Annotated in this window: 7 protein-coding genes; all 7 read left to right on the top strand. The window is 51.5% G+C overall.

The window, feature by feature from the left end; all coding sequences use genetic code 11:
- Genes BMZ56_RS08830 through BMZ56_RS08800 form a run of 7 tightly spaced genes read left to right on the top strand, consistent with a single transcriptional unit; the run spans window position 1 to window position 16,529 of the window.
- Window positions 1-1,512, top strand: coding sequence for a hypothetical protein (locus BMZ56_RS08830; RefSeq protein WP_090626190.1), 1,512 nt, complete (start codon window positions 1-3; stop codon window positions 1,510-1,512).
- Complete coding sequence (locus tag BMZ56_RS08825) at window positions 1,509-2,426, top strand: hypothetical protein (RefSeq protein WP_090626189.1); 918 nt, start codon at window positions 1,509-1,511, stop codon at window positions 2,424-2,426. The genes BMZ56_RS08830 and BMZ56_RS08825 overlap by 4 nt, the downstream gene beginning before the upstream one ends.
- Before the next feature lie 18 nt (window positions 2,427-2,444).
- The gene (locus BMZ56_RS08820; protein WP_143072884.1) at window positions 2,445-6,419 is read left to right on the top strand and encodes a hypothetical protein; all 3,975 of its coding nucleotides are present in this window, start codon (window positions 2,445-2,447) and stop codon (window positions 6,417-6,419) included.
- 11 nt (window positions 6,420-6,430) lie between these two features.
- A complete protein-coding gene (locus BMZ56_RS08815; protein ID WP_090626187.1) occupies window positions 6,431-8,287 on the top strand; it encodes a hypothetical protein in 1,857 nt (618 codons plus the stop codon).
- 9 nt (window positions 8,288-8,296) lie between these two features.
- The gene (locus BMZ56_RS08810) at window positions 8,297-8,785 is read left to right on the top strand and encodes a hypothetical protein (RefSeq protein ID WP_090626186.1); all 489 of its coding nucleotides are present in this window, start codon (window positions 8,297-8,299) and stop codon (window positions 8,783-8,785) included.
- 5 nt (window positions 8,786-8,790) lie between these two features.
- On the top strand, window positions 8,791-15,753 hold the full coding sequence (locus BMZ56_RS08805; protein ID WP_090626185.1) for a type I polyketide synthase: 6,963 nt from the start codon (window positions 8,791-8,793) through the stop codon (window positions 15,751-15,753).
- Window positions 15,750-16,529, top strand: a complete 780-nt coding sequence (locus BMZ56_RS08800; protein WP_090626184.1) for an aspartyl/asparaginyl beta-hydroxylase domain-containing protein — start codon at window positions 15,750-15,752, stop codon at window positions 16,527-16,529. Before BMZ56_RS08805 ends, BMZ56_RS08800 begins: the two co-directional genes overlap by 4 nt.
- The last annotated feature ends 111 nt before the right edge of the window (window positions 16,530-16,640 follow it).

Below are 16,640 nucleotides of genomic sequence, written 5' to 3'. Positions count from 1 at the left end.
ATGAATCGAATTTCCACACAACCGGCAAGTGTGGCTCCGGGCCACATCCAATTTCTGGATTCCATACAGCCACCTCTTCCGGCCGGGGAATATACGCTTACGGCAACACAGGTGGTAAAAGATCTCCCAGGTGAAACGAGCGATCCGGTATATGACGCCAGCCAGCAACTATTGGTCGACGGTCCCCGATTCGCGCTAAACCCCGCGCAGATACACATGGTCTATCCGCCGGCGAATCAGAGCGGGGATTTCAGCAATTCGCTTCCCAGCATCGTATTCAGTAATTTTTCACTGCCTTGGTCCAGGGAGATCGACCCTTCCGGAGCTGCTGATGCGCCCATTGATGGGGATACACCTATTAATCAGGTTCCATGGATGGGCTTGCTGACCATCTATTCCGGGGATCTGGAAGGCACTGGATCCAAGGCCGGCACACCGTTTTCCGTAAGTGTTTCGGAACTGGTCAATCCTGCTGACGACACGGTATTGCCACCGGATCTGGGGAAAATCTACGGCCCGATGGACAACAAGGTAGCTGTAGTAGACCTGGATATCTCCTATTTTCAAGCGATTTCACCGTCGTTGGAAGAACTTCCCTTTCTGGCACATTCGCGCGTGGTCAATACCGATGGCAAAGTGATGTTGGGGATGGAAGACGATGGATGTTTCTCGGTCATCATCGGCAATCGTCTGCCGAATGCCGGTGATCAGAATACCATTTATCTCGTTTCGTATGAAGGCCATCAGGCACACCTGCATGGAAGCACCATTGAAACCAGGTATCAGAAAATACGTTTGGCATTGCTTGGCAGCTGGCAATTTTCAACGCTGGCCAACCGCGGTAGTTTCCTGAACCTCATGGAGGATCTTTGCAAACCAGGCCGCGGAGGGGTTAAGCTGCTGCAAATGCCCGATGCGGAAGTGGCCGGGGAGCTTTCGCCGCTGGCTAAAGAGGCGTTGGAAATCGGTTATGTACCCCTTCAAAACGACATGCGGGTGGGCGAAAGGGCTACATCGTGGTACAGAGGCCCATTCGTAGCTGCTCCCACGAGAGAGGATGCTGCTTACGGCCCTTATCATTTCAGTGATCACGCCATGCATTACGATCCTGAATATGGTATGTTCAACCATGCGTACAGTGCTGCTTGGCAGATCGGGCGGCTCTTGGCACTTTCCGATGCCGCTTTTTCCGCCGGATTTTTTTCATGGAGAAACGACTACCTGAAGTCGCTGCTGCAGGAAGCTAAAAGGTCTGTGACGCAAAAACAAGCCCAGGCATTGGGTGCCGAAGCGGTTGACGGCAAACGGAAGAGGTATTCCATTGTTGCCGGTCTGCAGCACGTATTGGCGTCTGATTTCAGCAACGTAGACTGGCCCAAAGTCCCGGGACGTGCCAATGAAGACCTTCCGGGGCTGTTAAGCGACAAGGAACAGCAGGCCATTCACCTGAGCGGTGATGATCCGATCCTGTTTATCAAGAAAAAAATCCAACAGCAAAAATCAGAACAATGATAAAATCCTGGAGAAATTACGAAGCCTTACATCAAGAAGTGGCGAGCAGCCTGCTGCAAGCTTCGGAATCAACAAGCACAACGTTGCCGCTTACCGATGAGCTGGCGACCTGGTTGGCTCAGCTCAGCCTGCTTTACGGTGTGCCTGTAGAATACATGGTGGCTGACGCCCGCCTATTGCCCACGGAATCCATGCGTTTTTTTTACGTAGATCGCAATTGGACCAACCGGCTGATAGATGGAGCCATCAGCGTCGGTGTACTTTCGTCGATGGAAAAGGTTTTCAATGAAGCTTTTTTTGAGCGCATTTACGCGCAGGTGAACGAAAAGCAAGTTCAGCTGAGAGCGATTCTGCGCAGCACCAATAACGGAGGGCAAGTAGTTGACGGTACTTTAACCGGCTTGCTGTTTCGCTCTCAGGTCGTTTCGGGGTGGCCGGGCCTGGAAGTGAACGCCAGTGCCAAGGGGACTGCGCTGGATTTACTCCGGATGGACCGGCTGTCGGACAATACACTGCTATGTTTATTTAACGGTATACCCGATACGGTGGATTTCATTGAACCTGGTGAAGGGCTCCACTTTGGCATCAACCGGGAAGCCGATGCCGATACGTTCAACATTTACCTGCGTGGGTTGGGCTTCCCAAAAGACGGAGCGTATCCAGCGGGTGAACAGATCAAAGACCCGGACACCCCGGGAGGATACCTCCAGGCAAGCAGTAGCCTGCGCGGAGGCACGGAAAAAGGAGTGGTCGCCATAACCGACCTGGTCAGCTCCCTGGAAAGTAAATTTCCATCGGGCGCACTCGAAAATGGAACGCTTACTCCGGGTGGATTTGCCGTTCAAATGGTGCAGGGGGCAGGGTTTCAGCAATATGTTTTTGGAGAAAATTACCCGATCTGCGAAGCGGAGTAAAAAAAACCGATAATCTCAATGAGTGAAGTAACTAAAATGCCTGTATGGCCTGGCCCATGTGTGTTGGTACCGATGACAACGGATATTTTGCTTATCGGGCAGCCGGATTTCAATTCGCAAACAACCTGGTCGGGCACAAAGAATAATTACTACAACCTGTGGATGCAGCAGCTGCCTGATTCCCCACAGGCTTTCAATCAAACGAAATGTCCTCCAGTCGGCGCACATGTGATGTGGACACTTCCCTATACCTTGCGGAAAGGCAGTCAACAGGCTTCACAACAAGACAACGCCGAAGTGGATTTTCCTTTTATCCCCAATCGGTGGCTAATTACGCGGTTTCAATATGGGCAACCCGGGGTAGCTCCGACGGTGGTGGCACGTATCCTGCAAAGTGACTTGCTGTTTGATCTCGGGAATAATCCGAATGCCTACAACCAATATCCCTATCCATCCGATACGGCCTATCCGGTGCGGGGTATTGGCCAAAACATCAACTTAGACGGATGGGCAGGCGTTGCAGGGCCCAGTGGTTACTTTCTGCAGGCAGCCGGCCCTGGCGACCTTGCCTGGTCGGTGGGCTATGACAACATCAAGAATGTGCTTTCATTACACGACGACCTGAGTGCGGATGCCGCTGTGTATACCTATTCGATCATCGGCTGGTATGCCGACCCGGCCAACGACCTGCTGTACAGCATACCCACAGAAAACAACGACGACTGGCAGCAGTCACTCTCCAGCACCTATGGATGGACACTCGGCGACGGCCAGGATGAGGTAACACAGGCCGTGGATACCTGGTTGGCGTGGCAGCGTGATCATGGCTTACAAGGCCCCTGGGATCCAGCAGGCATTAACCTTCCTCCCCAAGCGAAAGCGGCTATTGTTGCCTGGTATAATTGGCAGCAGCAATACGGTGTCAATACACAGGAAGCGGCGCTTCCCCGCCAAACCATCTGTCATTCCATGGTGGCCACCGTAAATTGGCAGGGCAACCAAACTGCTTATGGTACCGGTGTACCCGGAGGAGGGCTGAAATATCCGAAAATTTCCTTAGGTAATAATTCCATCGAATCCATTTCGACATACATGGCCCATATGGTTGCTGAAAACAAAGGAATCACCGATAAAACGATCATTAATTCCATAGAGCGCGTACTGGAAGCCTTTCAGAAAGATCTGATATTCGATTTGGACAAAGATCCGGTGAAGGTGGAAATGCTCCTGCATAATTCCCGTTTCGAGTCTGAATATAGTGGGCAGGAATGGATGGTGGTAAGGCCTGAAAATTCCGTGCAAGAGCCAACGGAAACCGCCGGGCAGCAAAGTATTCCGCTAAATCAGGAGGAAACGGATGCACTCACTGCCCTCAATACATTGCAGGATCAGCTGAACGATAATCTTGCACAGGTGCAGTCGCTGCGCAGCGAGCTGTTTATGCTTAGCATAAAAAGCAGCTACATGGGGCGGAAGACCCCTTCGGCGATTGTAACGGCCGTCAATCAGAGTATCAATGAGATAAAGAGTCAGCTTAGCGACCGGTTGCAGCAATACCAGGAGTTGTCGCAAGCGGTAGAATCTCAGTCTGCTGCCCTGCAAACCCTTATTGGCAGTACTTATCTGGTGAAGGCGGTTGATCGATTACCTTATTCAGTCCCACGCGATCCGGTCATTATGGTTGCAGGAGTCGAACAGGATAGTAAACTGCTTGAACCGTCTGCTGCACAAGAAAACGGCGAACTTTTTGTGCGTATTACCGGGCAGACCGTTTCCGGTATCAACGTGAGCTATACCTTGGATGGCGTGTCAATTACCGAAACTATCGGTGCTGCGGAACTGCTGGCAGCGGTCAACTTTCCGGTATGGAATGCGATACCCAAAGAAGTCATGGATATCTGGGTAGAAACGCTCATCTTGGATACCGGTAATGCTACCCTTATAGCCCTGCTGTATTTCAATAAGCGCGGCGTGAGCTACACACCGGCCGATCTCAGCACGTTGGCCCATCAGATCCAGATTCAACAGAGTGCGATCTGGAACCCGGCTGAAAAAATAGGTGTCCCTACACAAACCTTAGGCGAAGTAGCGGGTTTCAACGGGCTTATACCCGCGGCGGTTGGCGTGAGTTTCCGTAAGGGCCAACCGTGGACCCCGATCTACATGGACTGGCAGGTGAGCTGGTTTCCCACCTCTTCGGATGAAACGAAGCAGCTTACCGATTGGAAGCTGGGCGATATCGACTATGCCTGGCAGGGAACCGCAATTCCTGCTCCACCCAACAAACTGATTTTCCAGGGACGGGCCATATTGAATGCTCGGGTAGCTAAAAATATACAGGGTAAATTTGCCTCATTCGAATCCGATCCGAACTATGCTTTTCTTCCACAATACATGCAGCAAAGTTTGGCCCTGGTTGCCAGTAGGATCGGTGAGTTGGATGTACTGACCCAGGCCATGAGCGGATTTACCCGCCAGCTCACCACTCAGCTTATGGCCATGAACAGGTATCCCGATGATCCTGAAATCACGGCGTTACTAACCGATACGAGTGTCAATTACCGGCCCGTCACCGGCGGTGACAGTCAACCGGATCCGCTTCCCTTTTTTCCGATTCGTTCGGGGCACTTTCAGGTGATCGATCTCTGGGTCGTAGATTCTTTCGGACAGGTGCTGCGGGGTAAAGACCCACAACTTGGGCCGGAATCGCCTATTCCTACTATTTATTGGTCGGAGAGTATCGACACACATAGCCCCGAATACAGCGGTAAAGATGCCAGCAAATATGGCCAGCTTCCGCCCCGTTTGGCACAGGCGGCGCAGGCAAATATTAACTTCCTGCAACGTGATAATGACAACATACCGACCAATTCTTCAGACCTGACCAATCCGATATGTGGTTGGGTGATGGCTAATCACCTGGACAATTCGCTGATGGTATTTGATGAAAATGGGGAGAACCTGGGCTCAGTGATGAAGGTGCAACGCGAAGTGACCGATTTTTCCAACGCGTTGACGCAGCAATATACGATACGCTGGGAGGCGGTTCCTGGAAGCAATACCGCACTTGGTGCGCCGCCCGAGCTGCCAAATAGCCATCTTCAGCAATTTATTCTGGGGCTGCTGCAAACCGGACTCACTCAGGATGCTGACGCCTACAGTGACCTTTTGTCTGCCATTGATGCGACCCTGTGGCACATGTCCAATTTCAATAACCAGAATGGGAACATGGCCCTCCTTTTGGGACGGCCGTTGGCAGTGATAAGAGCGGAAGTGGCATTGACGGTGGCTGGGACGCCCTTATATAACCAAAGCTGGGTCAGTACAGGTGCATATTACAACAGGGACGGTACCTATGATCCGGTTGATCCGCCTTACATGGGAGCGCTTTTCAACGTACGTGTAGGCGATTCATTTTTCGATGGAAATGGCGTATTGGGGTATTTTCAGGACGATATATACCATACATTTTATGCCGTATACGGTAATCGGGGTCAAACCTATGCCGCGGCTGGCATGCCAGCAAAAGCAGGCGGCAACAGAAACACCTTATCGGTCCTCGCGTCGGCAGCGGATGCGCCGGGTTTTAAAACAGACTATGTGCAGGCAGATCACGTGATTGCACTTCCGGCCAACGGAGCGCATGCGAAACTTACGCTGCTCGTGGATCCCAGCGGTACGGTACCGCTTATTCCCGGCAGCTTGCCATCCAGTACCCTAGCACTTCCAAATGGCCCGGTAACGCGGGCCTTGAACAACATAAAGACCACCTTCCGGGCGGGGCCTCTACTGCTCGACCCGCGGAAGATCAAAATGCCGACACCGGCGCAGGTGCAGGGTAACTGGGGTTGGTGTGCCCGCAAGGATGTTACCGGTTGGAACCCCGAGGTAGCTATTGCACCCTACAGTCCGGTGGCGACACTCCAGGATAATGCCGTGAAATTAATCGAAGGCTGGATCACGTTGTCCGGCCCGACAACCAATTCCAATTAAATACAGTTACCATGAATTCTGAAACACTTTTCCAGTACTCCTTCCAGCCTCCGCAAGTATTTGTTGCGACGACGGTCGACTTAAAGCTGGTGATTGAAAATCCCGTAACCGGCACACCGGTATTTTTTGCCGGAGGTCCGGACGGCGACGAAATTGACATCACCTTTCCAGTTGGTAGTGGCAATACCGATTTAGTCAATGCATTGACCTTTACAGCCACTTCGCTCACCGAGGGATTTACGTGTGCACTGGATGCAGGGGGGACCTATTTTGCCGTTAAATCGCCTATCGGTACTACGGTGCAACCGGGCGAGCGCATCGAAATAAATTTCGTCAATGTCGTAATAAACGGTGCTACCACCAGCCCTCCCGCTGCTGCGAGCGTCCTTATTCAGGAATATATCGGTTCCGAATCGGGAAACATATCGGTCAATATCGACAAACTTCCCGCCCAACTGGGTATCATTGCTTGGCTCGACCCATTGATTGTGGGGCTCAATCAGCCATCCACGCTCTATTGGCAGTCGATGGGAGGCATCGGTGTGGAAATATCCGGATTTCCTTCCGGTTCAGGCGCTGAAAAATTCCCCGTGGCAGGCCAACCGCCGTATGCCGACAGCTGTAAAGTGACAATCGCGTCGACCACCATTCCGCAGCGTACCTATACGGCAAAAGTGTATACAGGCGATAACCAACACCGCGAAACCACCGTTACGCTCACGCAGCAACCGCCCTTAATCCTATCTTATGACGCGGATAAGGGTGCAAAAATCGGAGCAGCCGACACGGTGGTATTGAGTTGGCGAAGTTTATATGGCTCGTCGACCGCGATATCCACTCCGGCAGCGATCATCAACAATCCCGATTCTCCGGTACAGGTACACCCGGGTAACGATTTGGTGGAAGCCTATCGGGGAAATTTCGGGAATATGCCCGCCACCGCGAATTACCCACTCACGGTAAATGGCTATCTCAACCCCGCCACTGCTCCCATGTCTTTTGAAATTTCGCCTGTTGGCCTTGCCTATTTCAAGTTCGGCACGATGAACAATGAAGGCATGCTCTCTGGTGTCAAGGTGCAGACCGATCCGGCCGATTGGGGCGCCACGGAACTTCAGCTCAGCAACGAACTGAATACATTTGCCATCTACCAACCCGGGGGTGCCACGTCACTGTTTTATCTCGGGTCCGGCGACACCACGCATCCACAAATACAGTATTTTGAGGCCGAGTCAAAAGGCAGTGGACAATATGAATTAACCTGGGTGACGGCCAACGTAAGTACCCTCGTGCTGAACCCGGGTACTATCCAGATTACCGGCGAGCGTATTCAGCGCGGGTCGCAAATCGTTACGCTTACGACTTCCGAGACCTACACGTTGACGGGTACCGCTGCAAATGGGCAAACCATCGTTTCCCTGCTCAACATAGAAACTAATGCGGATGCAGCCCGTATTGCAACCCCCGAAGCGGTGATGACGGATCCTAACTGTACCATCACCATTGCACCCCTTGGCCCGATCCCAAACCGCTATCTGAATCCGTCCAATCAAAATAGACAAGATGCCACCGACGTTATTGCACAGCTTACCTTTGGCGATTTATGGCGCATGCCCCCCTTTCGCATCAATCAAAGCACCGTAAGGCTCGATGTGCAGGGTGCGGTGCCCGGAGGAGGAAGAAATTGGCAGGTGCAGATCAACGGTGTTAATGGGGCATCTACCATCGCTGCAGCCATTATACAAGGCAACCTGGCAAACGCTTCTACCCAAGCGAGACAAACTTATGTGGCCAGCCGCGCAAGAGCTGCATTGGTGGCTAGCCTCAATGGCGGACAAATACAGAATGTGAACGGACCCTGTAACTAACGAAATAGTATGCCTATTATCTCGATCACCGAAGGACAAACAAACACCGTCAATCCGGCGGATACCTTGCTTTATCCGGGTATCAACAGCTGTTTAGCCCTTACCGCGGTTTTATCCGATGCGACGCGTCGCGGAGGTCATGCGGTGCTCTTTCCCCAGGCTCCCCAGCAAGATCTGCAGCAAATCTGCAACTTTCTGAATGTTCAGCCTAAAGGCGATATGCTCTACATCCTAGGCGATATCACGACATGGAATACAAATTGGGATGGACTTCCCCAATGCCAGAATCTGGTTATCAACGGTCAACAGGTGGACAGCGTAGAAGCAATTGCCGACGCGTTAGGATACGGCGACAACCGGATTGTTTTTGATATATATACTTGGGAAACAGCGACCTATAACATTTATTTTGGTTTTGAAGAAGAGCAACGTAAATTATGGGCTATACGGACGAGTGATGGTAGTCGGCATACCATACCGCAACACGAATACTGGTAACAAAAATGGACAAAAAGAACGTAGCTGATCTCGTACTCAATTTCCCTGATGAATTTAGACAGGAAACTGCCCTTATATTACTGGATTCATATGGGAAGGAAAAAAAGCGACTGAATTTTGAAGAACTCAGAGCCACCTGTCTGGAAGCTGCACAAAGCTTATTAGCTGTCGGTGATGCCGGGGATGTAGTTTTGCTGGCCGTAGACGATCACGAGTCGTTTATCCGCTGTTTTTTCGGATGTATATTAGCCGGTCGTATCCCTGCACCTTTGCCTCCTTTGCGAGGCCGGAACGACAAGTCGGGTATGGGCAGGCTGAAAACTATTGCGCAGCAACGGAAGGCACATGCACTATTGGTTCCCGGCGAACAATGCGGTTTCGTAGACGCATTCCTCAACAAGGAATCCGATCTCAGTTTGCCGATCGTAGCCGCTGACCGGCTATCGGAAAACCAATCTTCCAGCTGCTCACTTCCCGATATTCTGCCACACCACACGGCGTATATCCAATACACCTCTGGTTCCACTTCTATGCCCAAAGGTGTGGTGCTTCGGCATGAAAATGTGATCGCGAATCTGTTTCAAATGTACCAAGTGTTCCAGCGCAGCGAACGTGTGCGCGTGGCTGGCTGGATTCCCCTTCATCACGATATGGGACTGGTTGGGCACTTGTTTACAGCGCTTTATGAAACTGGAACCGCCATTTTGCTTCCTCCTACCTCGTTCATCGCGAAACCCGACAGTTGGCTGCGTGCCATTGACACCTATAAAGCCAATAGTGCTGCCGCGCCTAATTTCGCCTTTGCGCATTGCGTGCGTAAAATAAATCCGTCCGGTGATTTGGATCTTTCAAGCTGGAAATATGCATACGTAGGTTCCGAAACCGTATCTCCTGAAATACTGGATGGCTTTGCAGGCCATTTTTCAGTTACCGGATTCCGTAAGGAGGCCTTTAAGCCTGTATATGGTTTGGCGGAGGCTACCCTGTTGGTGGCTGGTGGAGGTGATAGTTTGTCTACGCTGGACAAGCTTGTCCAACGAAGAGATACCGGTAACAAGCTAGGCCGGGCATTGATACCCTACCGGGTCAGCGACCTGACAACGATTACCATCCGAAAAGAGCCAGGGGGGAAATCGTGTGCCGAAGGAGAGGAAGGAGAGATATACATCAGAGGGAATGGAGTGTCTTCCGGATATTACGGTGATGAAGCCGGTATGGACGGGTTGGCTACTGGCGATCGTGGATTCCTCAGCGGTGATTTTTTATACATTACGGGACGAAGCAAGGAAATCGTGATTATCCGGGGCGTCAACCATTCGTCGGAAGACATTGAACATGCAGCCCGGATGGGCCAACCCTTTGTCCGTAGCAATGACCTCACAGCAGCCGTGAGTGATACCGCCGCCAATCGTGAACGATTTTATCTATTTCAGGAAATAGATCGCCACCTCGGGGTCGTCGCCTATAAGCAAACTGTAGCCCACATCCGGGCGAACCTTGCTGACAACTACGCCATTGTACCTGATGAGATTGTTCTGTTGCCCACAGGTTTTTTGCCCCGTACCGCGAACTATAAAATCTCCCGGAAAGCATGCCTGCGAAGGTACCTTGCCGAGGAGCTTCAGCCGCTCTATACGCAACGTGCTGACGAAGAAATGCGGGTGGGCGTATCGCCCGACGAGGCAGATCCGATCGTCATTACCGGTGCGGCCTGCCGGTTTCCTGGGGGAGCCACTTCGCCTGAGGCCTTCTGGGAACTGTTGGCTCAAGGCCGTGATGCCATTACCGAGGTCCCCGCGTCACGTTGGGATAACGCCTTGTTCTACGATGAGCGGCCCGCCATACCCGGAAAAACCAACACCGCATGGGGGGGCTTCGTCGGAGACATGGACCTCTTTGACCCGGCATTTTTCGGCATTTCTGAACACGAAGCTCCAGAGATTGATCCACAGCACCGCCTGTTACTCGAAACATCCTGGAGGCTAATGGAAAATTCTGGAACAAAAAAGGAGGAATTAGCTGGTAGCAGTACCGGAGTTTTCATTGGCGTTTCCACGAATGATTACCTTTATATGAAAATCAAGCTGATCCCGGGAATGGAAAGTTTCAATGCCTACTCGGGGCTCGGCAACGCAAATAGCATCGCAGCCAACAGGCTATCTTATTTTTATGATTTGAAAGGTCCGAGTATGGCCATTGATACGGCTTGCTCTTCCTCCCTTACTGCATTTCACCTGGCCGTTCAGGCGATGCGGAACGGTGAATGCACGCAGGCGATTGTGGGTGGTGTGAATGCGCTGCTTTCACCCGGGCCCACCATTACGCTTTCCCAATTTGGGATGATGTCGGCAACGGGGCGATGCAAAACGTTTGACGCATCGGCGGATGGCTACGTACGTTCCGAAGGCTGCGGTTTGGTCATGTTGAAACGACGTTCCGCTGCTTTGCGCGACGGCGATCGCATACTGGCCGTGGTACGTGCTACAAAGGCTGCCCAGGATGGGCACAGTGCGGTGATCACGGCGCCCGACGCCGAAGCACAACATCGGTTGCTGCGAGAGACCATTCAACAATCCGGTATCGCTGCATCGGCCATCTCTTATGTGGAGGCGCACGGAACGGGAACTTCCGTGGGCGACCCTGTGGAAATGGCGCAGATTAGAAAAGTGTATGGAGAAGCCGGAGGAGCATCCTGCTACGTTGGGTCAGTTAAATCGAATATCGGTCATTTGGAAGCTGCTGCCGGCATTGCTAGTGTGATTAAAATCGTATGGATGCTCCAGCAAAAAAAAATTCCCCCACACATTCACTTGCAACGGCTCAATCCCCATATCCAGCTCAACGGATCAAGATTAGAAATCGCCGATGCACTGACCGAATGGAAAGAAGAGGAATCCCCGCGCATGGCGGCCATCAGTTCGTTTGGATTTGGCGGGTCCCTGGTGCATGCAATTCTTGAAGAGTACGTGGAAATGCCCATTGAATGCACTGCGGATCCCGAACAGAAACAGTACGGTCAGACAATTTTTCCGTTGTCGGCACACACACCGCAAGCGTTGAGCGCGTTGGCTGATTGTTGGACTACGTGGTTAGCAGATCAGCCGGAAGCATCGGTACAGGAGCTTGCCGCGGCTCAGGCACTTAACCGAAGTACCTTCAGGTACCGGAGCTATGTGTTGGCCGATACGGCAGCTGACTTGCGTAAAAAACTGTTAAACAGCAATGGGAACACCTTTTCTTCGCTCGGGCAGTATAAACACATCTGCTTTTTGTTCACTGGGCAGGGTGAGCAGTATGCAGAGATGGGCAGGGAGATGTATCATCGGTACCCCGCGTTTCGTACAGCCTTTAACAGGTGCAGCAACGCCTTTGAACAAGATAGCAAAGCACCTTCCTTGTATGAGATTGCGTTCGGCAAGACCGGCGAGGGCTCGCTTGACGAAATGTATATACAGCCAGTACTGTTTGCCGTGCAGTACGCGTTGGCGCAACTTTGGGAAAGCGTAGGTTGTATACCCGATGTAGTGCTTGGACACAGCCTTGGCGAATACGCAGCGGCTTGTATTGCAGGATGTTTTTCTCCGGAAACAGCTATGCTTCTGCTCAAGAAGCGGGCAGCGCTGGCATCCTCGTTACCGATAAAAGGGCACATGCTTGCGGTAACGTCAAGTCCAGATCAGATTCAGGAATTTATCGGAAACGGTTCCGTCTGTATCGCGGCAATCAACAGCAGCAGCCGTATTGTGCTGGCCGGAAGGCAAGAGGAAATAACCGATCTTCAGGATGTTCTTTCTGCCAATGGGATTACGCACAGCTTATTGCGTACCGGTCAGGCTTTTCATTCTCCGTTGCTCGACCCGATTGTAGACGAGTTTCAACGCTTTGCGGCGGAGCTCGATTTTCACGTGCCGCAACGTAAATGGATATCTTCGGTAACCGGCAAGCGGGTCGATACCCGGCCCGATGCAGCTTATTGGGCGGCGCATCTTCGCCAACCTGTCAATTTTAGGCTCGCGGCCGACCGACTGCCGGAAGAAGCAGTTGCTGCCTTCATTCAGATCGGACCGGGAGGCAGCTCTCTGATGGCTGTCAATGAATGCGGGGTAGCCACCGATGCGCTGTTGCTGCGTTCATTGAATGTAAAAAAAGGAGATCGTACTGAAGCCTTTTTTTTCCTTGATTCAGTGGGGAAACTTTATCGGGGCGGAATTGACATACGGTGGGATGCCTTGTTCCCCGGCAATGTCTTCCCGGGGAAAATACCGGGCATCGTCTTCCAGCAACAATCGTATTGGTTGAAAGAATTGACTCCTGCACGACTGGCACATTTTGCCGATACCGGTACTCCGTCTGTTCAGACGTTTGCTTCGGTACCTTCATCTCCGGCGGGGCAACCGATCCAATTTATACCTGATTGGATTCCGGTGGGAGCACTGCCTCCGACAAACCTAACGGAAACCACCGACACGAACTGGTTGGTTGTCGGAGCGACGCATCCGTTCAATGAGGCCCTTTCAGACCTGCTGAAAGCGGCGGGAACCAGTGTTTTCCGAATACCTGCCAAAGCCACGCAAACCGATTACGACCGGTTGATTTACAAGATCAGCCACCGCGAGAAGAAAGAGAACATCAATCAATGGAAGATGATCTTTTCGTGCGCGGCAGTAAACGCGTTTTTGGAGCGTGCAGATGCATCCGCTCTTGATAGCGATATCAAAGATAGCATCACCTCGCTGGTGCTCCTCCTTCGGGCGCTTCACAAAAATGCCGTTCATCCACAAGTGTGGATTGTTACACAGCAAGCGCAGCATGTCGGCACGGCAGAAAACGGCGATGCGCTGCTTCGGCTTGCCCATTCTGCAATCTGGGGATTTGCCAAAACACTTTTTTTAGAACATCCCGAGTGGCGCGGAGGCTTGGTAGATGTGGAAGCGGTGGATCATAAAAGTTTGGCGATGAGCCTGTTAGCGAAAATATTGAACCCCCAGCATGAGCACTGTGTAGCGATAAGAGGTAATCAGCAATATGTTCAGCAGCTTACGCCAATTCCAGCCAGCGAGGCACCAGTCGGCCTGAAAAAGCCCTTCCGGTCTGATGGCGTTACCGTGATTACCGGTGGTTTGGGCGGATTGGGCCTCGCCTGTGCACAATGGGCCTTCGACAATGGAAGCAGGCACCTGTTGCTCATCAGCCGCAAACAACTGCCCCCGCAGGAAGAGTGGGAGCTACTTCCTGCGGGATGTGAGCATTACGATTGTATTCAACGATTGATCCAGTTAAAAAACCAAGGAGCACAACTCCGCATCGTATCATTGGATGTGCGGGATACGGCTGGGTTGGAGGCGGTTTTCGGAGAGCTGAGTGAAAGGGAATTGCCGGTAAGGGGAATCATTCATGCCGCTGGTGTAAACTGGTTTTCCAAAGTGGCTGATCTCGATACCGATGTTTTACTGGATACGCTCCGGATCAAGATGCATGCTGCGTGGGCATTGCACCGGTTAAGCCAGCAGCTCGATCTGGATTATTTCCTGCTTTTTTCCTCCGTTTCGGCATTGTGGGGTTCCGTGGAGTTAAGTCATTATACTGCCGCCAATCATTTTATGGATATGCTGGCCCATCAACGCAATAAGTTGGGTGTTCCGGCACTCAGCATCAACTGGGGGCCTTGGGCTGAAGTAGGCATGAGTGCTGCCGAACGTGAAACGGAGGTATTAAGCAGAATGGGATTCCGGCTCTTTCCGGCAAAGACTGCCCTTGGTGAAATGGAAAAGGCCATGAACCACCGTGTGTCACAGGCTGTAATAACCGACATCGATTGGGGGAAATTCAGTGCATTTATTAACTTTTCGCTGCAGCCTTCCCTATTTGCTAATTTCGCCGAAAAAGATACACCGTTGGGTTCCCGAAACGAAGATAGGTTAGCAAAAATCAAGCGCAGCAATGCAGAAGATGCGCACCGGCTTATTGGCCAAGCCATACGCAATGAATTGCGCTCGGTGATGCTGATCGAGTCCACGGATGAGATCGATGCGCACCAGCGCTTTAATTTCATGGGATTGGATTCGCTCATGGCCATATCGTTTGTTGTCAACTTGGAAGAATGTTTTCGGCTAAAGCTCCCTAGTATGCTCCCGTACAACTATCCGACCATTAGGGCGGTAAACGATTTTATATTTGAAGCGCTGTTTGACTACCCTTATGGTGATCAGGTAGAAACGCTTTCTGCATCGCAATCGGTAGTAGATGATGCCGTGATGCACACAAAGGGCGATTGCCTGGTGACACTAAAGGAGGCCACAGGTCTCGGCGCTGTTACCCTCTACTGTTTTCCTGCAGCAGGATCAGGTGCTTCGGTTTATAGCAGTTGGATTAGTGCCTTACCCAACCATATAGCGTTGGTGGCTATTCAGGCGCCGGGCCGTGAAGAGCGTAACAGCGAACAGCCCCACAAAACCATGGCTCCGCTTATCGCAGAGCTGCTTACGTCTTTTGACGGAAACGGCCGGGATTTTTATTTCTTCGGGCATAGTTTGGGAGCGCTTGTTGCTTATGAGCTTTTTGCCGCGCTGAAAAAGGCAAATCAGCAGCTACCCACCGCGATTTTCTTTTCTGGTTGTGGGCGCCCAGGGGGTGTAAACGCAACGTTCAACGCTAAGACGCTATTGGAAGAGCACGGGGCTGCCTTGGATGAATCGCGGAAAAATACGTTACATACTGATATAAACCTATTGGAAACGTATAGGCCATCGGAAGAAAAGATAACTGTGCCGGTAGTAACAATTGGTGGGAAGAATGATGTGCTTGCTCCGCCGGAAAATATCCGCGAATGGGTCCATGTCACCGAAAATGATTTTTCCGTTTCTTTCCTCGAGGGGGGACATGATTTATTGCGCGAAAATCGAGAAGCATTAATTGCGCTGATTGAATCCCAGATCCCGAATCGCATCCCCAACTTGTCTGCCGTATGAGTCATATGAATCCACCCAGTTCTCCGAAAAAAGCCACAGACCCCTGGTATAATATATTTGGTGGCCGTTACATGGGCACTGAACCTGCCTTTTACGAGCGGGAACAACTTGCTTGGACAAAGACCTTCGAGGATAACTGGACGATTATCCGAGATGAAATGACCAAGTTGCTGGCTGACAAGCCCGGCCGGCTTAAGCCTTACTTCATCAACAAATCCATGTCCTTTCCTCCGCGCAAATGGAAAACCATGGGATTGTATTTCTGGAAGTACACCATGCATCGCAACTGCAAGCGATGTCCAGAAACGGTCAAAATCCTGAAATCCATTCCTAATCTCACCTCCTGTTCGCTCAGTGTGCTTGAGCCAAACGCCAATATCAATCCTCATCAAGGAGATACGGATGCGATTATTCGCTGCCATTTAGGATTGTTAGTTCCGAAGGGGTTACCCGATTGTGGTTTTCAGGTTGCGGGTCAGATCAGGCGATGGGAAGAGGGGAAGATCCTGCCCTTCTGCGATGCCCATGTCCATACCGCATGGAATAACAGCCAGCACCGTCGGCTTGTGCTCATTTTCGATGTGATGCGCCCAGAATTTGCACACCGCCAAAACGAAGTATGTGCCCATGTATTGGCGTCATCCGTTATGCAGATGCTTTATCAACAGTATGCGTTTCTGGGACGTCGACCCGTTTGGTTCAAAAACCTATTATACCATGCTGCCCGCATCTTTATTCGGTTAGCAATTCCTATTCAGCGGCGTTGGCCTTTTTGATAGGGTTACGAGAAAAAATGCAGTCGGCTAGCGACATGACCTTGACGATGACGAAACGGATCACCGACTGATAGATTGATAGCACAGTTTTCCCAGCCGACCTGCCTTTTG

This window comes from Parapedobacter indicus, from assembly GCF_900113765.1.
In the GTDB taxonomy this organism is placed as follows: domain Bacteria; phylum Bacteroidota; class Bacteroidia; order Sphingobacteriales; family Sphingobacteriaceae; genus Parapedobacter; species Parapedobacter indicus.
This window is presented reverse-complemented; position numbering and strand designations above follow the sequence as displayed.

Bases quoted from the DNA above. Each gene is read 5' to 3' on its own strand.
- BMZ56_RS08830 (WP_090626190.1), top strand. From the start codon at position 1: ATGAATCGAATTTCCACACAACCGGCAAGTGTGGCTCCGGGCCACATC.
- BMZ56_RS08825 (WP_090626189.1), top strand. From the start codon at position 1,509: ATGATAAAATCCTGGAGAAATTACGAAGCCTTACATCAAGAAGTGGCG.
- BMZ56_RS08820 (WP_143072884.1), top strand. From the start codon at position 2,445: ATGAGTGAAGTAACTAAAATGCCTGTATGGCCTGGCCCATGTGTGTTG.
- BMZ56_RS08815 (WP_090626187.1), top strand. From the start codon at position 6,431: ATGAATTCTGAAACACTTTTCCAGTACTCCTTCCAGCCTCCGCAAGTA.
- BMZ56_RS08810 (WP_090626186.1), top strand. From the start codon at position 8,297: ATGCCTATTATCTCGATCACCGAAGGACAAACAAACACCGTCAATCCG.
- BMZ56_RS08805 (WP_090626185.1), top strand. From the start codon at position 8,791: ATGGACAAAAAGAACGTAGCTGATCTCGTACTCAATTTCCCTGATGAA.
- BMZ56_RS08800 (WP_090626184.1), top strand. From the start codon at position 15,750: ATGAGTCATATGAATCCACCCAGTTCTCCGAAAAAAGCCACAGACCCC.